The organism is Roseovarius sp. CAU 1744 (genome assembly GCF_039839345.1).
GTDB lineage: Bacteria > Pseudomonadota > Alphaproteobacteria > Rhodobacterales > Rhodobacteraceae > Roseovarius.
Genome location: NZ_JBDOQV010000006.1, coordinates 294,967 through 311,722, shown reverse-complemented (window position 1 = coordinate 311,722; position 16,756 = coordinate 294,967). Strand labels below are relative to the sequence as shown.

The window sequence follows — 16,756 nt, the reverse complement described above, 5'->3', positions numbered from 1 at the left end:
AAAAATACTTGAAATGCTGCACTGCAGCGCGCATATTATCTCCATACGCAGAAGGGCGGAATGCTCCGCAACAGAGACACACAAGAACGCAAGGAATTAAGACAATGGCAAAAGCACAAGACATCAACACCGTACTGAAAGACATCATGGGCGCATTCCCCGTCGACACCAAGGCGATGGAAGACGCGTTCAAGAACCAGGCCGCTCTGAACGAAAAACTGTCGGGCGTTGCCCTGACCGCTGCCGAGCAGTCGGCAGAGATCTCGAACAAGTGGACCAAGGAAACCCTGGCCAAGCTGAACGACATGACCAAAGCGAAAGCCGAGCCGGCTGACTACGCCAAAGCCATGACCGATTTCGCCTCGGCCAGCGCCGAAGTTGCAGCCGAAAACATGGCCGCCTTCGCTGAAGTCGCGAAGAAAGTTCAAATGGAAACCGTCGAGCTGCTGATGGCCGCCGGCAAGGACCTGCAGGACGACGCAGCCAAAGCCGTCAAAAAAGCAACTGACGACGTGACCGCCGCTGCCAAGAAAGCGACTGCCACCAAGTAAGAGCGCATTCAGTATCCGTTCCCTCCCTGCCGGATACACAAGCGCGGGCGAGCCATTGCGGCTCGCCCTTTCTTTTTGTGCTGCAGTAGCATAAGCTTTGCTGCAGTGCTGCATCTTCGGGGAGGAGCGCCGTGGCTGATACTGATAAACCGTTGCTGATAAAGCGTTATGCCAGTCGGCGGCTATACAATACCGAAACGTCTGATTACGTAACGCTCGAGGATATTGCCGAGTTTATTCGCGATGGCCGCGAGGTGCAGATCATCGACCTGAAATCCGGCGATGACCTGACGCGGCAGTATCTCTTGCAGATCATTGCCGAGCATGAGAGCCGCGGTGAGAATGTGCTGCCGATCAATGTGCTGAACGACCTGGTGCGCAGCTATACCAACCATGCCACCAGCATGGTGCCCGAGTTCCTGCAAAGCAGTTTCGAGATGCTGCGCGAAGGCCAGTCCAAGATGATGGAAAACATGACCAAGGCCAATCCGTTGGCCGGGATGCCCGGCATGGAGGCCATGCGCGCCCAGCAGGAGGCGTTCATGAAAGCCATGACAAGCGGTCTGGGCGCAATGGGCTCCGCCCCCGAGGCCGAGATGGATGACGGGGAAACCCGGGACGCCGGCGATGACAATCTGGACGACATCAAGAAGCAGCTTGCGGACCTGCAGGACAAGCTTTCCAAATTAGGCAAGTAGGCTGACATGGTCGATAGTCCGGGGCGGATAACTCTCTGGGGTATTGAGGTCTTCATGGCGGCGGCGGACGAGCGTTCGATCTCGGCCGCGGCGCGCCGGCTGGGCGCAAGCCCGTCGGCGGTCAGCCAACAGTTGACCAATCTCGAATCCGCCGTGGGGGCCACGCTGCTGCAGCGCAACGCGCGCCCGATCCGCCTGACGCCGGCGGGCGAGATCATGCACCGCCGCGCGCAGACCATCCTCAACGAAGCCGCCCAGGCGCGCGCCGAACTGGCGATGTCGGACCTGTCGATGCTGAAGCGGTTCCGCCTGGGCATGATCGAGGATCTTGAGGCGGACGTGACCCCCAAGCTGCTGGCCCACATGGCCGGTGAGCTGAAAGGCTGCCAGTTTCTGCTCGAGACCGGCGCCAGCCATTATCTTTACGATCAGCTGGACGCGCGGGCGCTGGATGTCATCGTCGCGGCAGAGTTGGGGGCCGAGGCTGACTGGGTCGAAGTTCATCCGCTGTTGCGCGAGGGCTTTGCCGTTGCCGCGCCCCGCGGGGTGATCGACCCGGAGGGCGACGTGCTGCGGCAACTCAAACGGCTGCCGCTGATCCAGTATACGCAGCGGCAATATATGGGCCGGCTGATTACCTCGCACCTGGCGCGGCAGAACATCTCGCTGCCGCATCGGTTCGAACTGGACAGCTATCACGCCATCCTGGCGCTGGTCGGGCAGGGGTCCGGCTGGTCGATCCTGCCGCCGCTGGCGCTGATGCGCGCGCGCCGTTTCGCCGATCAGATCGACGTGTTCGACCTGCCGTTCGAGCCGCTGTCGCGCAACATCTCCCTGATCGCGCGCAAGGGCATTTTTCAGGACATGCCCGAACAGGTGGCCGAAACGCTCAAGCCCATTCTGACCGACAGCATCGTTGCCCCCGCGATCCGGCAGCATCCGTTTCTGTCCGATATGCTGATGGTGTTCTGACCTTCACGCGTTTCCCGCCCGGTTGGTCCGGGTTAGTAGAAGCTCTGCGGGTCGATATCGACGCTCAGGCGCAACTGGTTCGAAAGGCGCACCTGCCCGATCCATGCTGCCACCGCCCCCTGCAGTGCCACGCCCTTGGGCGCCTTGACCAGCAGACGCACACGGTGCCGGCCCCGGATGCGGGCGATGGGCGCGGGCGCGGGCCCGAAGACCTGTGCCCCGACGCGCCGGAGCGGTTCATCCCGGCGCGCCAGGTCGTTGCCCAGGTCAAACACCTCCTGCATGTCGGGCGAGGACAGGATGATCCCGGCCATGCGGCCAAAGGGCGGCACGCCCGCATGTTGCCGTTCGTGCGCCTCGGCCCGCCAGAATCCTTCCTCGTCCCCAGACAGGATCGCGCGGATAACGGGGTGTTCGGGCTGAAAGGTCTGCAGCAGCGCCGTGCCCTTGCGGGTGCTGCGCCCGGCGCGCCCGGCCACCTGCCGCATCAGTTGGAAGGTCCGTTCGGCGGCGCGCAGATCCGATCCCTGCAACCCCAGGTCGGCGTCGATCACGCCTACCAGCGTCAGAAGCGGAAAATTATGCCCTTTTGCCACCAGCTGCGTGCCGATGATAATGTCGGCACCGCCTGCGGCAATTTCTTCGATCTGCGCCTTCAGCGCGCGCGCCGAACCGTAGAGGTCAGAGGACAAGGTGGCGATCCGCGCATCGGGAAACAGCTGCGCGGCTTCCTCGGTCAGGCGTTCGACGCCGGGCCCGACAGCCGCCAGCCGGTCCTCGGCCCCGCAGGACGGGCAGGCGTGAGGGATCGGGCGGGTTTCGCCACATTGGTGGCAGACAAGGCGTTTGAGAAACCGGTGCTCGACCATGCGCGCATCGCAGTGGTCGCAACCCACCTGATGCCCGCAGGCCCGGCAGAGCGTGATCGGCGCATAGCCGCGCCGGTTGATGAACAGCAATGCCTGCTCGCCCTTGGCGATCCGTCCCTGAACCGCTGCCTGCAAGGTCGGTGAAACCCACCGGTTGGAGGGCAGTTTTTCGCCCCGCATGTCGATCGGGCGGATATCGGGCATTACCGCCGGGCCAAAGCGCGAGGTGAGCTCCAGTTTGCGGTACTTGCCCGCCTCGGCATTGGTCCAGCTTTCCAGGCTGGGTGTGGCCGAGGCCAGCACGACCTGTGCGCCGCAGATAGACGCCCGCAGCACCGCCATGTCGCGGGCATTATAAAGCACGCCGTCTTCCTGCTTGTACGAGGTGTCGTGTTCCTCGTCGACGACAATCAGCCCCAGGTTCTGAAAGGGCAGGAACAATGCCGAGCGGGCACCCACAACCACCTGCGCGGCACCCTGGCCGACCATCTTCCAGACCCGGCGGCGCTCGGTCATGGTCACGCTGGAATGCCACTCGGCCGGGGGGGCGCCGAACCGCGCGGCAAAGCGGGTCAGAAATTCGGCCGTCAGCGCAATCTCGGGCAACAGCACCAGCGTCTGCCGGCCTTTGCGGATCGCTTCGGCCACGGCCTCCAGATAGACTTCGGTCTTGCCCGACCCGGTGACGCCGCGCAGCAGGGTGGTGCCGTAGCTGTCTGATTTCACGGCTTGGATCAGCGTATTGGCGGCGGTCTGCTGATCGCCTGTCAGATCCTTGGCGTCATGGTCCGGGTCCAGTGGCGGGAAGGGCAGATCGCGCGGGGTCGCCTCTTCGCGGACGGCGCCCTGCTTGACCAGCCCCTTGACCACCGAGGCGGAAACGCCCGCCTGCTCGGCCAGTTCCCGAAGCGTGAAGGACAAGCCACCATAGTCGTTCAGCACGCCGATCACCCGGCGGCGGGCATCGGTCATGCGGTCGGGGGCGTCCGCGCCCGGCCGGTAAATCTTCTGCATCGAGGGCGGGTTGCTCAGCCCCGGTGCGCGGGTTGCCAGCCTGAGCATCGCGGGCAGCGGGGTCAGGGTGTAATCCGCGGCGCGGCGCAGAAAATCCTGCATCTCGTGGCGCATCGGCGCCACGTCGAGCACGCGGATGATGCTGCGCGCCTTGCTGAGGTCGAAACCGCCCGTTCCCGCCCCCCAGACCACGCCGGGCACCTTGCGCGGGCCAAGCGGCACCTCGACAAAGGCACCCAGATGGCAGCCCCCCTCGGGCGCCTTGTAATCCAGCGTGCCGCCAAGGGGTTGTGTCGTCAGAACCGCGACCAGCGAACCGGGATCGAAAAACTCAGGCAGATCGGCGGTCAACGCGGGCTCCGGTTCAGGGGTTTCGGCATCACACTCTATGAGGTAAACGCTAGGAGATGAAACTCCAACCCGCGTGAATGGACCTTTGAGATGAAATTTTTCGTAGACACCGCCGAAGTCGATCAGATTGCCGAGCTGAATGACCTTGGCATGGTTGACGGAGTAACCACCAACCCGTCGCTTATCATGAAATCGGGCCGTGACATCCTGGAAGTCACCAAGGAAATCGCCGACATGGTCGATGGCCCCGTCAGCGCCGAAGTGGTTGCGACCGAAGCGGACGACATGATTGCCGAAGGCCGCAAACTGGCCAAGATTGCCGATAACATCGCCGTCAAGGTGCCGCTGACCTGGGCCGGGCTGAAGGCCTGCAACGTGCTGACCAACGAAGGCAACATGGTGAATGTCACGCTGTGCTTTTCGGCCAACCAGGCGCTTCTGGCCGCCAAGGCGGGGGCAACCTTCATCAGCCCCTTCATCGGGCGCCTGGATGATATCAACCTGGACGGGATGGAGCTGATCTCGGACATTCGCCAGATCTACGACAATTACGGCTACGAGACGCAGATCCTTGCCGCCTCGATCCGCTCGGTCAACCACGCCTATCAATCGGCCATGATCGGGGCCGATGTGATGACCGCGCCGCCGAAGGTGATCAAGCAGATGGCCGAACACCCGCTGACCGACAAGGGCCTTGAGGCATTTCTGGCAGATTGGGAAAAAACAGGGCAGCAAATCCTGTAACTTCATGGTATAAGGGCAAAAAAGAAAACCGAGGCCATTAATGAGTAGCAAGCACGAGATTGACGAGTCTCTGCGCGACCATATCATCGCGCAACCTGATGTTATCCTTGAAGATCAAGATCTTATGCGCGCGCTCGTGTCCGCGAACGAGCGTGCGATGGGCGACAATATCGTCGATCTGCGCGGCATCGCGATGAAGCGGCTCGAGGCGCGGCTTGACCGGCTGGAAGACACCCATCGCAGCGTGATCGCGGCGGCCTATGACAATCTGGCCGGGACCAACCAGGTACATCGGGCGGTTCTGCGGATGCTCGATCCGGTCGAGTTCGAATCGTTCCTGATGGATCTGGGCGGGGAGGTTGCCAGCATTCTGCGTGTTGATACGATCCGGCTGGTGCTGGAATCGGTGCAGGACGAGAGCGACCCTGCAGTCAAGAAACTGGGCGACGTGCTGTCGGTGGCAGAGCCGGGATTTATCGAGGCCTATGTGAATTCCGGCAAGGCAGGGCCTGCGCGGCAGGTCACATTGCGGCAGATTCACGAGGGCGACAGGCGGATCTATGGACGTTCTGCCGAATTTGTCCGTTCCGAAGCCTGCCTGGTGCTCGATTTCGGCGAAGGACGCCTGCCCGGGATGCTGGCGCTGGGCGCCGAGGATCCACATCAGTTCACCCCGCAGCACGGGACGGATTTGCTGGCCTTTTTCGCGGGGGTTTTCGAACGCGCGATGCGCCGCTGGTTGTCGTGACCTCGCCCGCTGCCCGCGATGCGCTGCAAGGCTGGCTGGAGGCCCGCAAGGCGCTTGGTGGGGCGGCGGAGAACACGATCCAGGCCTATGGCCGCGACGTTGCCGGCTTTCTGGCATTCATGACCGAATACAAGGGCGAGACGCAGGGGCTTGCCGCGCTGGCGCGGATCTCGGTCGGGGATATGCGCAGCTGGATGGCTTTCGAACGCGGGCGGGATGTGGGCGCGCGCTCGCTGGCGCGCAAGCTGTCTGCGGTCAAGGGCTTCTATCGCTGGCTGTCCGAGCGCGAAGGATTTGAACCGACGGCCGTTCTGGCAACCCGCGCCCCGAAATTCCAGCGCAAGCTGCCACGGCCGCTGTCGGCCGAGGCCGCGCAGGATGTCCTGGACGCCGTGGACCTTCAGCATGAAAACCCGTGGATTTCCGCCCGTGACCAGGCGGTTGTCACGCTGCTCTATGGCTGCGGCCTGCGTATTTCGGAGGCGCTGAACCTGTGCGGGCGCGACCTGCCGCTGGCGGATACGCTGCGCATCATCGGCAAGGGCGGCAAGGAACGGCTGGTGCCGGTGATCCCCGCGGTGCGTCAGGCCATGGAACGGTATCTGGACCTGTGCCCGCATCCGCAGGGCGACGCCTTGCCCGTGTTCCGCGGTCTGCGGGGCGGCAAGCTGAACCCACGGCTGGTGCAGAAGCTGATCGCAGAGGTGCGGATGCAGCTGGGTCTGCCCGCCAGCGCCACCCCCCATGCGATGCGCCACAGCTTCGCCACGCATCTGTTGAATGCAGGCGGCGATCTGCGCGCCATTCAGGAGTTGCTTGGCCATGCCTCATTATCCACCACACAGGCCTATACGGCGGTCGATACCGCGCGGTTGATGGAGGTCTATCAGGCCACACATCCCAAAGCCTGATTGCACCTCTGGGGCTTTTGCGCCAAGAGAGAAACATGACACGAGAAATCAAAGCATTGGCCGTCCACCTCTTCACCGCCACCGGCGCCGTTTTTGCCATGCTGGCGATGCTGGCCGCCGTCGATGGCAAGTGGAGCCTGATGTTCCTCTGGCTGGTCGTGGCCTTCGTGGTGGATGGCATCGACGGGCCGCTGGCACGGAAATATGAGGTCAAGACCTATTCGCCGCAGTTCGATGGCAATATCCTGGACATGATCATCGACTATCTCACCTATATCTTCATCCCCGCCTTCGCGCTTTTCAAATCGGGCCTTCTGCCAGGTTGGACGGGGTGGTTCGCGATCATCGTCATCACCTTTTCAAGCGCGCTTTACCTTGTCGATACGCGGATGAAAACAAAGGATAATTCATTCTCCGGCTTTCCTGCCTGCTGGAACATGCTGGTGCTGGTGCTGTTCGCGATCGAGCCGAATTTCTGGATCAGCCTGGTGCTCGTTTCGGTGTTGGCGGCGGCGATGTTCACGCAGTTGAAGTTCATCCATCCGGTGCGCACCGAACGCTGGCGGACGCTGTCGCTGCCGGTTGCGCTGGCCTGGACCTTCTTTGCCGGATGGGCGGCCTGGGTTGATTTCCACCCCGAGAGCTGGGCCCATTGGGGGCTGGTCGTCACCAGCCTTTACCTGATCTCCGTGGGGATCGTTCAGCAGATCATCCCACAGCGGGCCTGAGGCCACCAAAACCTGTGCAATGCTCGTTGCTACCTGGCCGGTGCACGCGGACCATGATTTGCGGTCAGATCAGCAGCCCGGCGGCCTTTTCGTGGCGCAAGAGCCAGACCTTGGTTTCGACCCCGCCCATGCCTGAGAACCCGCCCAGAGAAGACGCGCCCAATACCCGGTGACAGGGGATGATCACCGGGATCGGATTGCCGCCACAGGCGCCGCCGATGGCCTGGGCCGGCACGTCCAGATCGGCGGCAAGATCGCCATAGCTGCGCGTCTCGCCCAGCGGGATCGCCAGCATTGCGTCACAGACCGCCCGCTGAAAATCCGAGCCGTCGACCCGCAGTGGCAGATCGAACACCTCCCTGTCGCCGTCGAAATATTCCCTGAGCTGGGCAATCGCCGTCTCCAGTTCCGGCGTGATCTCGCCCGCCGGGTCATCCACCCACCGCACGCGGGTAATGGCCCCGTCATGGGCGTCGACGGTCAGCGGTCCTATGGGAGTGTCGAGGGATGCAGAAGGCATGTGGTCAATCTGACCTTTGTGTCCCGACTTCGCAACCCGGATCCTGCGGATTCCTTCGCCGAGCGCCTTCAGGCGCCTAGCCTGGCCAGTGCTTTCTCGTCCCATGTCACGCCGATGCCGGGGCCCGCCGAAGCGGTCACGCATCCGTCCGCGATTGCCGGAGTGTCGACGATAATAGTGCCGGCAATGTCGAACCATTCGAGGATCATCGCGGTTGGGGTTGCATTCATCAGATGCGCGGAAATTTCCACGAAAAGGTGGCTGGCGACGGGTATGTTTGCCTCTGCGGCGACACGCGCGGCGGCAAGCCAGCCGGTAACGCCGCCGATCTTGATCGCGTCCGGCATGGCGAAATCCGACGCGCCCGCCTCAAGCGCCTTTTTCATATCGGCAACACCCCACCAGTTCTCGCCCGTCTGAACGGGGGTCCGGATTTGAGACCGGACCATCGCATGGCCCGCGTGATCGGTTGCATGCACCGGCTCTTCTATCCAGGCGATATTCTCGGTTTCCAGAAACTGCATCCGCCGAACCGCTTCCGCGGCGTCGAAAGCCTGATTGAAATCAATGGCGACCCAGGTGTCTTGACCGGCCACTTTGCGGATCGCGCGAATGACGTCCCTGTCCGTTGTGGCATCCGGATGGCCGGCCTTGACCTTGAAGGCCTGAAAGCCACGCTTCAATGACGCCTCCACCTCTTGCGCGGTTTCGTCAGGTGTCATCTGCCCGAGGCTGTCATAGACCCGAACAGGTTTCGACGAAGCACCCAGAAGCTCGTAAAGGGGTTTGCCTTGCTGCTTGGCGGCTGCATCCCAAAGCGCCTTGTCAATCCCGCTGAGCGCCATGGCCACCAGGCCCTGATTTCCCAGCAGGCGAAACCTGGCGTCCAGCAGGCGGTTGACCGATCGCGGGTCAGCGGGTTCCCCGATCAGCCCGTCGACTATGTTGCGCAACAGGCATGCCAACGGTTCAAGGGCCGCAGGGCTGTAGGCAAAAACATAGGACGAGCCGATGGTGCCGTCATCCAGACGAATATCGATCAGCGCAAGAGGCGCGGTCTCAAGCGTTCCCGACGCGGTTTTGTGAGGTGCCGGTAGAGGCGCGATCACAGATCGAACCGTGGAACTGGAGATTGTGGGCTGTCTGTCTGTCATCTGGGAAGCGTACCACGTCTGTGACCAATGTCATGAATGGGTTAAACCAGATACATGTGACAGAGAAAACCCCGCCGGGCAGGGCGGGGCTTGTTGTGGGGCCGATGCCCCGAGGCATGTTTGGGGGCTGTTGTTGCCCCCTTGTCAGTCCCGGTTCATCCGGTTCTCGATCAGGTCGTCCACCACGGCGGGTTCAGCCAGGGTGGATGTGTCGCCAAGCGCGCCATAATCGTTCTCGGCGATCTTGCGCAGGATGCGGCGCATGATCTTGCCCGAGCGGGTCTTGGGCAGGCCGGGTGCCCATTGGATCAGGTCGGGCGAGGCGATCGGGCCGATTTCCTGGCGGACCCAGTTGCGCAGCTCGGTTTTCAGATCGTCGGTATATTCCTCGCCGCCCATCAGGGTCACATAGCAATAGATGCCCTGGCCCTTGACCTTGTGGGGATAGCCCACCACCGCGGCCTCAGACACCTTGGGGTGCGCGACCAGCGCGCTTTCGACCTCGGCCGTACCCATCCGGTGGCCCGAGACGTTGATCACGTCATCGACCCGGCCGGTGATCCAGTAATCGCCATCGGCATCGCGCTTGCAGCCATCGCCGGTGAAGTAATAGCCCTTGTAATCGGCGAAATAGGTTTTCATGAACCGATCGTGATCGCCCCAGACGGTGCGCATCTGGCCGGGCCAGCTGTCGCGGATACAAAGCACGCCCTCGACATCATTTCCCTTGACCTCTTCGCCGCTCGTCGGTTCCAGCACGACCGGTTCGATGCCGAAAAACGGTTTCATCGCCGAACCGGGCTTGAGCGCATGGGCGCCGGGCAGGGGGGTCATCAGATGGCCGCCGGTTTCGGTCTGCCACCAGGTGTCGACAATCGGGACGGTGCCGCCGCCGACGACGTTGTGATACCATTCCCACGCCTCGGGGTTGATCGGCTCGCCCACGGTCCCCAGCACCTTGAGACTGGAAAGATCGCTTTTCTCAACGAACTGGTTGCCCTGGCCCATCAGCGCACGGATGGCGGTGGGGGCGGTGTAGAACTGGTTCACCTTGTGTTTCTCGCAGACCTGCCAGAACCGGCTTGCATCCGGGTAGGTGGGCACCCCTTCGAACATCAGCGTCGTCGCGCCGTTGGCGAGCGGCCCATAGACGATATAGCTGTGGCCGGTGACCCAGCCCACATCGGCGGTGCACCAGTAGATGTCTCCATCGTGGTAGTCGAATGTCAGCTCATGCGTCATCGCCGCATAGACCAGGTAGCCGCCGGTGGTGTGAACCACGCCCTTGGGCTGACCGGTCGAGCCGGAAGTGTAGAGGATGAAAAGCGGATCCTCGGCGCTCATCTCCGCTGGCGGGCAGTCAGCCGAGACGCTTTCAAGCTCTTCGTGCAGCCAGAAATCAAGCCCGTCGCGCCAGGCGATCTGGTCGCCGGTGCGCTGCACGACCAGGCATCTGACATCGTCGGTATCGTGCAGGAGCGCCTGGTTGACATTGTCCTTGAGCTTGGTCGCACGACCACCGCGCGGCGCGGTGTCGGCGGTGATCACCAGCTTGGCGTCGCAGCCGTTGACGCGCGCGCCCAAGGCATCGGGCGAGAACCCGGCGAAGACGATCGAATGGATGGCGCCGATGCGGGCGCAGGCCAGCATCGCGTAAGCCGCCTCGGGGATCATCGGCAGGTATATCACCACCCGGTCGCCCTTGCCGATGCCCAGTTTGCGGAGCACATTGGCCATCTTGTTGACCGACTCGGAGAGCTGCGCATAGGTGATGTGCTGCGCCGGCTCGTCGGGGCTGTCGGGTTCCCAGATGATCGCCGTCTGATCGGCGCGGGTGGCCAGGTGCCGGTCGATGCAGTTGGCCGCGACGTTCAGCGTGCCGTCGCCATACCAGTTGATCGAGACGTTGCCATATTCATAGCTCACATCCTTGACCTTCGAAAATGGCTTGATCCAGTCAACGCGCTTGCCCTGTTCGCCCCAGAACGCTTCGGGGTCCTTGATCGAGGCGGCATACATGGCATCGTATTTCGCGGCGTCGATATGGGCGTTGGCGGAAAATTCGTCAGAGGGCGGATAGGTTTTATCGGTCATCTCTGTCCCTTTGTTTTCGTAATGGATTTATAAACTGTGCCCTCCCGCGTGCGGGAGTGCAACACGTGTGCAAAAGGGCAAGGCCCGGATCAGATGGCGAGGTATTCCGCGCGCAACTCCTCGTTTTCCAGAACTTCCGCGGCGGTGCCATCAAAGACGATGCCGCCGGTATCCAGAATGACGGCCCGGTCGGCCAGCTCCAGTGCCCGTACAGCATTCTGTTCGACGATGATCGTTGTAATGCCCTGCTCCTTGATGATGCGCAGCGTCTTTTCGATCTCGTCCACGATCACCGGGGCCAGCCCCTCATAGGGTTCATCCAGCAGCAATACCTTGATGTCGCGCGCCAGTGCGCGGGCGACGGCCAGCATCTGCTGTTCACCGCCCGACAGGGTCACGCCCTCTTGCTTGCGGCGTTCCTTGAGCCGGGGGAAGAGCTCGTAGAGCCGGTCGATGGACCAGCCGATCGGCGGGGCGATCTGGGCCAGCTGCAGGTTTTCCTCGACCGTGAGGCCGGGGATGATGCAGCGGTCTTCGGGCACAAGGCCGATACCGGCCTGCGACGCCTCGTGCGAGGACATCTTGTGCAACGGCTGATGGTCCAGCCAGATCTCTCCGTGGTTCAGCTGCGGGCTGTCCATGCGCGCGATCGAGCGCAGGGTCGTTGTCTTTCCGGCGCCGTTACGTCCCAGCAGCGCCAGGATCTCGCCCTCGTGCACGTTGAAGCTGATGTCCTGCACGATGTAGCTTTCGCCGTAGTAGGATTTCATCCCCCAGACCGACAGGAAGGCGGGGGCTGTTTCGGCGACGTTGTGGCCTTTCGAGAAGTCGGGTTTGACGTTCATCTTGTTATCCCCCTGTTTTACGCGGACTCGCCAAGATACGCTTCGCGCACCTTGGGATGGCCCTTGATGTTGTCGGGTGTGTCTTCGACCAGCGGCGACCCCTGGGCCAGAACGGTGATGCGCTCGGCCAGGCTGAACACCACGTGCATGTCATGTTCGATGATCGCGATGGTGATGTCACGTTCGTCGCTGATCTGCTTCAACAGGTCGATCGTGTTGTTGGTGTCTGCCCGCGCCATGCCGGCGGTGGGTTCATCCAGAAGCAGCAGGCGGGGATTCTGGCTGAGGCACATGCCGATCTCCAGCCGCCGCTTGTCCCCCCGGCTCATCGAGGCCGAGTTCATGTGGCGCTTGTCCGCCATGTTCAGGCTTTCCAGAACCTGCTCGGCCTGTTCGATGATCTCTCGTTCATTGCCCGAGCTTTCAAACGCGTGCATCCGGAAGGCCCCGTCGCGCTTGGCGAAGATCGGGATCATCATGTTTTCCAGCACGCTCAGCTCGCCAAAGATCTCGGGCGTCTGGAAGACGCGGGAAATGCCCATCTGGCAGATCTCGTAGGGTTTGCGCCCCAGCACCGACTGCCCATCGAACATGACGCTCCCGGTATCGGGAATGAGCTTGCCGATCAGGCAGTTCAGCAATGTCGACTTGCCCGCGCCGTTGGGGCCGATGATGGCGTGGACGCTGTTTTCCTCGACACTGAGGTTCACGTCGCCTAGCGCCTGCAGACCGCCGAAACGTTTGTTGACGTTCTTGACTTCAAGGATACTCATCTTGTCCGTCTCCTCTTATTCCGCAGGGGTGGATTGCGTGGCTTCGTCTTCGGCCTCGTCCCCGGCTTTCTTGCCGGAGATCATGCGCTTGATGCGCTGGCCACCCTCGACGAGGCCGCCGGGCAGGAAGATCACGATCAGCATGAACATCACGCCGAGCGTTAGGTGCCATCCCTTGCCGACGAAGGGGTGGATCAGCGTGACCATCACATCCTCCAGCCCGTCGGGCAGGAACGAGAACCAGCCGTGCAGGACGCTGTCGTTGATCTTCGAGAAGATATTCTCGAAATACTTGATCAGACCCGAACCCAGAACCGGGCCAATCAACGTGCCGGCACCGCCGAGGATGGTCATCAGCACCACCTCGCCCGAGGCAGTCCACTGCATCCGCTCGGCGCCTGCCAGCGGGTCAACCGCCGACAGAAGGCCACCGGCCAGACCGGCATACATGCCCGAGATCACGAAGGCCGCAAGGGTGTAGGGCCGTGCATTGAGGCCGGTATAGTTCATCCGCGTGTTGTTCGATTTGATCGCCCGCAGCATCATCCCGAAAGGCGAGCGGAAGATGCGGACCGACAGGTAGAACATCAGGATCATTATCACAGCGCAGAGGTAGTAGCCGGCGTTGAACTGGAATTCCCAGGCGCCAATCTGCAATTTCTCGGTCGCCCGCATGGACAGGCCAAAGAGATGCGGCAGATCCGGCATGTTCTCGGAATGGAAGATCTGCGGGTCATCGGCATAGACCTGAAGGCCGGTTTCGCCGTTCGTCAGGTTGAATTTGGGGTTCGACAGGACCGAATAGGCCAGCGCGAAGGACATCTGCGCAAAGGCCAGCGTCAGGATCGAGAAATAGATGCCCGAGCGCCGCAGGCTGACGATACCGATCAGGTAGGCGAAGATGCCCGAGGTGATGATGCTGAGGAAGATACCCGGCAGGACGTTATAGCCCAGCAGCTTGAACATCCACACGCAGGAATACGAACCTACGCCCAGGAAAGCGGCGTGACCGAAGCTGAGGTAACCGGTCAGGCCGAAGAGAATGTTGAACCCGATGGCAAAGATGCCGAAGATCACGAATTTCTGCATCAGGTCCGGATAGCCCGCGTTGAACTGCGCCAGGCCTGAATTTTCCGGGAACGGGTTCAGGATGAAGGGGGCCAGCATCGCCAGTACGACGACGACAAGCAGCAGGTTGAAGTCTTTTTTGTTCAGTCCGAGCATGGCTTATTCCTCCATCACGCCTTTTTTGCCCATCAGGCCCCGCGGACGCGTGAGCAGGATGATGATGGCGACGAGGTAGATGATGATCTGGTTGATGCCTGGGATCGTGGTGGTGGCCCAGGTGGTCGAGGCGAAGCTTTCGAGAATACCCAGCAGGAAGCCGGCGGCCACGGCACCGGGCAGCGAGCCCATCCCGCCGACAACCACGACCACGAAGCTCAGTACCAGAAAGTCCATGCCCATGTGATAATTGGGCGGATTGATCGGCGTGTACATCACCCCGGCAAGCCCCGCGACGGCGGCGGCGATGCCGAACATGATGGTGAAACGCTTGTCGATGTCGATGCCCAGAAGCCCGACGGTCTCGCGGTCCGCCATGCCGGCGCGCACGACCATCCCGAAGGTGGTGAATTGCAGGAAGGCAAACACCCCGCCGATGATCAGGGCCGCAAAGCAGAAGTAGATCAACCGCCAGTAGGGATAGATGATGGCGTTCGGGTCGAACCCGATCAGCACGCCGAAATCGACGGCGCCCTTGAGCGCGTCGGGCGCAGGTGTCGGGATCGGGTTGGCGCCATAGAAATACTTGATGATCTCCTGCAGCACGATGGCCAGGCCAAAGGTCACCAGGATCTGGTCGGCATGGGGACGCTTGTAGAAATGCTTGATCAGGCCGCGCTCCATGATGAAGCCGACGGCGATCATTATCGGGATCGCAAACAGGATCGCCAGTGGCACCGACCAGTCGATGATGGCGGCGCCGGTTTCGGGGCCGAACCAGTTATGGACATAAGGCGTTTCGACCTTCAGCGGATTACCCAGAAAGTCCTTCTGGTTTTCGTCGATGGTGATCGTGCTGAGGCTGAGAAGGCGTTGCAGGAAGACGGCGCAGAAGGCGCCGATCATGAACAGCGCCCCATGCGCGAAATTCACCACGCCGAGCGTGCCGAAGATCAGGGTCAGACCGAGGGCGATCAGCGCATAGGCCGAGCCTTTGTCGAGACCATTGAGTGTTTGTAGAATAATTGCGTCCATTGTTCCCACCCGTGGGTTAAGAAATGCGGCAAATGTACCGGGGAAGGGCGTAAACGCCCGGCCGCACGCGGAACGCGCGGCCGGGGAACATAGAGCTTAGGCGCCCGGATTACATGAGCCGAGGGTCGCCTCTGCGCCGCCGAACATCGGATGTGTCGGCTCGTAGGTGACCTGATCGACCGGCGTGATCTCGACGATCTCCAGCGTGTCATAGGCCGAGGACGGGTTCTGCGCGCCGCGCACAACCAGAACGTCCTTGAAGCACTGGTGATCCTCGGCGCGATAAAGCGTCGGGCCGTTGCCCAGGCCGTCGAATTCGAAGCCTTCGAGGGCCTCGACCACGCCACAGGGGTTGAAGGTTCCGGCGCGCTCGCAGGCATCGGCATAGAGCAGCACCTGCGCATAGCAGGTCTGCGCCGAGTTCGACGGCGGCTTGCCGTACTTCTCGCCGAAGGATTTGACGAACTGCTTGGAGCCTTCATTGTCCAGCTGCCAGTTGTAGTTCATCGAGCCCAGAACGCCCTTGATGTTCTCGCCCGCACCGGCGGCCATCAGCTCGGAATAAAGCGGCACGACGATCTTGAAGTCCTTGCCGTTGACCTGCTTGCTGAGCAGGTCGAACTGGATGGCGTTCGACAGCGAGTTGACCATGTTGCCGCCATAGTGGTTCAGAACCAGAACGTCGGCACCCGAGTTCAGAACCGGGGTGATGTAGGACGAGAAGTCGGTCGAGGCGAGCGGGGTCTTGACCGTTTCGACGGTTTCCCAGCCCAGTGCCTCGGTCGAGGCGACGATCGATTCTTCCTGTGTCCAGCCCCAGTTGTAGTCGGCGGTCAGGTGATAGGCGCGGCGGTCGGTGCCCATTTCGTTGGCCAGCACCGGCGCAAGCGCCGCACCGGACATGTAGGCGTTGAAGAAATGGCGGAAGCCGTTGGCCTTGCGGTCCTTGCCGGTGGTGTCGTTGGCATGTGTCAGGCCGGCCATGAAGATCACGCCTGCGTCCTGGCAGAGGCCCTGAACGGCCACGGCCACGCCCGAGCTTGAACCGCCATTGATCATTACGGCGCCGTCTTTTTCGATCATCGACTTGGCCGATGCGCGTGCGGCGTCCGACTTGGTCTGCGTGTCGCCAGTGACGAACTCGACCTTCTTGCCCAGGATACCATTACCCTGCAGCGCCTTGGACGTGAACGTGTTCAGGCAACCGCCGTCGCCTTCGCCGTTCAGGTGCTCGACGGCCAGCTGCTGCGCCAGCAATTCGTCATTGCCTTCATCCGCATAGGGGCCGGTCTGGGGCACGTTGAAGCCCAGGGTGACGGAACTGCCGGTCGGCTCGTTCGTGTAGGCCGAGGCGGAAGACGCGGTGAAGATCGTCGGCACGGCAAGGCCAGCACCGGCCACGGCGCTGGTTCTCAGCAATCCACGGCGCGTCAGGTTTGATTTGGACATTGATATCCTCCCTTAAAAAATCCGTGGGGAGGGCCTCCTCTGCGCCTCCCCAGACGGCACAGTTGTGCAAATGAAT

Annotated in this window: 16 protein-coding genes; 7 read left to right on the top strand and 9 right to left on the bottom strand. The window is 61.9% G+C overall.

The genetic code is table 11. From position 1 onward, the window contains the following. Positions 1-104 precede the first annotated feature (104 nt). The 3 genes from AAFO92_RS14385 to AAFO92_RS14375 all read left to right on the top strand — a co-directional run bounded on the left by AAFO92_RS14385 (position 105) and on the right by AAFO92_RS14375 (position 2,221). Positions 105-551: a phasin, PhaP gene (locus AAFO92_RS14385; RefSeq protein WP_347536286.1), complete on the top strand. Its 447-nt coding sequence runs from the start codon at positions 105-107 to the stop codon at positions 549-551. A 131-nt stretch (positions 552-682) separates the two neighbouring features. Further along, entirely contained in the window at positions 683-1,249 is a 567-nt protein-coding gene (phaR, locus tag AAFO92_RS14380; RefSeq protein ID WP_347536284.1) for a polyhydroxyalkanoate synthesis repressor PhaR, read from the top strand. A gap of 6 nt (positions 1,250-1,255) precedes the next feature. Beyond that, the gene (locus AAFO92_RS14375) at positions 1,256-2,221 is read left to right on the top strand and encodes a LysR family transcriptional regulator (RefSeq protein ID WP_347536282.1); all 966 of its coding nucleotides are present in this window, start codon (positions 1,256-1,258) and stop codon (positions 2,219-2,221) included. Positions 2,222-2,253: 32 nt separating this feature from the next. On the opposite strand, the gene AAFO92_RS14370 is transcribed toward AAFO92_RS14375, so the two are convergent. Beyond that, positions 2,254-4,455, bottom strand: coding sequence for a primosomal protein N' (locus AAFO92_RS14370; RefSeq protein ID WP_347536280.1), 2,202 nt, complete (start codon positions 4,453-4,455; stop codon positions 2,254-2,256). Positions 4,456-4,545: 90 nt separating this feature from the next. Between AAFO92_RS14370 and fsa the strand changes: the two genes are divergently transcribed. Genes fsa through AAFO92_RS14350 form a run of 4 tightly spaced genes read left to right on the top strand, consistent with a single transcriptional unit; the run spans position 4,546 to position 7,586 of the window. Then, entirely contained in the window at positions 4,546-5,199 is a 654-nt protein-coding gene (gene fsa, locus AAFO92_RS14365; protein WP_347536278.1) for a fructose-6-phosphate aldolase, read from the top strand. Positions 5,200-5,239: 40 nt separating this feature from the next. Beyond that, positions 5,240-5,947, top strand: coding sequence for a DUF484 family protein (locus AAFO92_RS14360; protein WP_347536276.1), 708 nt, complete (start codon positions 5,240-5,242; stop codon positions 5,945-5,947). Continuing rightward, entirely contained in the window at positions 5,944-6,858 is a 915-nt protein-coding gene (locus AAFO92_RS14355) for a tyrosine recombinase XerC (RefSeq protein WP_347536275.1), read from the top strand. Before AAFO92_RS14360 ends, AAFO92_RS14355 begins: the two co-directional genes overlap by 4 nt. Before the next feature lie 35 nt (positions 6,859-6,893). Continuing rightward, on the top strand, positions 6,894-7,586 hold the full coding sequence (locus AAFO92_RS14350) for a CDP-alcohol phosphatidyltransferase family protein (protein WP_347536273.1): 693 nt from the start codon (positions 6,894-6,896) through the stop codon (positions 7,584-7,586). 64 nt (positions 7,587-7,650) lie between these two features. Here AAFO92_RS14350 and AAFO92_RS14345 read toward each other — a convergent pair whose 3' ends face one another. From AAFO92_RS14345 to AAFO92_RS14310, 8 genes are all read right to left on the bottom strand, one after another. Beyond that, positions 7,651-8,106 (bottom strand): methylated-DNA--[protein]-cysteine S-methyltransferase, encoded by a 456-nt coding sequence (locus AAFO92_RS14345; protein ID WP_347536271.1) that lies wholly within the window; start codon positions 8,104-8,106, stop codon positions 7,651-7,653. A gap of 68 nt (positions 8,107-8,174) precedes the next feature. Next, positions 8,175-9,215 carry an enolase C-terminal domain-like protein gene (locus tag AAFO92_RS14340; protein ID WP_347536269.1) on the bottom strand — a complete coding sequence of 347 codons (1,041 nt, stop codon included), beginning with the start codon at positions 9,213-9,215 and terminating at the stop codon, positions 8,175-8,177. 189 nt (positions 9,216-9,404) lie between these two features. Next, positions 9,405-11,354 (bottom strand): acetate--CoA ligase, encoded by a 1,950-nt coding sequence (acs, locus tag AAFO92_RS14335; RefSeq protein ID WP_347536267.1) that lies wholly within the window; start codon positions 11,352-11,354, stop codon positions 9,405-9,407. An 89-nt stretch (positions 11,355-11,443) separates the two neighbouring features. Next, complete coding sequence (locus tag AAFO92_RS14330; RefSeq protein ID WP_347536265.1) at positions 11,444-12,199, bottom strand: ABC transporter ATP-binding protein; 756 nt, start codon at positions 12,197-12,199, stop codon at positions 11,444-11,446. Between the two features lie 17 nt (positions 12,200-12,216). Next, entirely contained in the window at positions 12,217-12,972 is a 756-nt protein-coding gene (locus AAFO92_RS14325) for an ABC transporter ATP-binding protein (RefSeq protein WP_347536263.1), read from the bottom strand. Positions 12,973-12,987: 15 nt separating this feature from the next. Continuing rightward, entirely contained in the window at positions 12,988-14,196 is a 1,209-nt protein-coding gene (locus AAFO92_RS14320) for a branched-chain amino acid ABC transporter permease (protein ID WP_347536261.1), read from the bottom strand. Positions 14,197-14,199: 3 nt separating this feature from the next. Further along, positions 14,200-15,231, bottom strand: coding sequence for a branched-chain amino acid ABC transporter permease (locus tag AAFO92_RS14315; protein ID WP_347536259.1), 1,032 nt, complete (start codon positions 15,229-15,231; stop codon positions 14,200-14,202). A 96-nt stretch (positions 15,232-15,327) separates the two neighbouring features. Further along, positions 15,328-16,680 (bottom strand): substrate-binding protein, encoded by a 1,353-nt coding sequence (locus AAFO92_RS14310; protein ID WP_347536257.1) that lies wholly within the window; start codon positions 16,678-16,680, stop codon positions 15,328-15,330. Positions 16,681-16,756 lie beyond the last annotated feature (76 nt).

Bases quoted from the DNA above. Each gene is read 5' to 3' on its own strand.
- AAFO92_RS14345 (WP_347536271.1), bottom strand. From the start codon at position 8,106: ATGCCTTCTGCATCCCTCGACACTCCCATAGGACCGCTGACCGTCGAC.
- acs (WP_347536267.1), bottom strand. From the start codon at position 11,354: ATGACCGATAAAACCTATCCGCCCTCTGACGAATTTTCCGCCAACGCC.
- AAFO92_RS14330 (WP_347536265.1), bottom strand. From the start codon at position 12,199: ATGAACGTCAAACCCGACTTCTCGAAAGGCCACAACGTCGCCGAAACA.
- fsa (WP_347536278.1), top strand. From the start codon at position 4,546: ATGAAATTTTTCGTAGACACCGCCGAAGTCGATCAGATTGCCGAGCTG.
- AAFO92_RS14350 (WP_347536273.1), top strand. From the start codon at position 6,894: ATGACACGAGAAATCAAAGCATTGGCCGTCCACCTCTTCACCGCCACC.
- AAFO92_RS14325 (WP_347536263.1), bottom strand. From the start codon at position 12,972: ATGAGTATCCTTGAAGTCAAGAACGTCAACAAACGTTTCGGCGGTCTG.
- AAFO92_RS14385 (WP_347536286.1), top strand. From the start codon at position 105: ATGGCAAAAGCACAAGACATCAACACCGTACTGAAAGACATCATGGGC.
- AAFO92_RS14320 (WP_347536261.1), bottom strand. From the start codon at position 14,196: ATGCTCGGACTGAACAAAAAAGACTTCAACCTGCTGCTTGTCGTCGTC.
- AAFO92_RS14360 (WP_347536276.1), top strand. From the start codon at position 5,240: ATGAGTAGCAAGCACGAGATTGACGAGTCTCTGCGCGACCATATCATC.
- AAFO92_RS14310 (WP_347536257.1), bottom strand. From the start codon at position 16,680: ATGTCCAAATCAAACCTGACGCGCCGTGGATTGCTGAGAACCAGCGCC.
- AAFO92_RS14375 (WP_347536282.1), top strand. From the start codon at position 1,256: ATGGTCGATAGTCCGGGGCGGATAACTCTCTGGGGTATTGAGGTCTTC.
- AAFO92_RS14315 (WP_347536259.1), bottom strand. From the start codon at position 15,231: ATGGACGCAATTATTCTACAAACACTCAATGGTCTCGACAAAGGCTCG.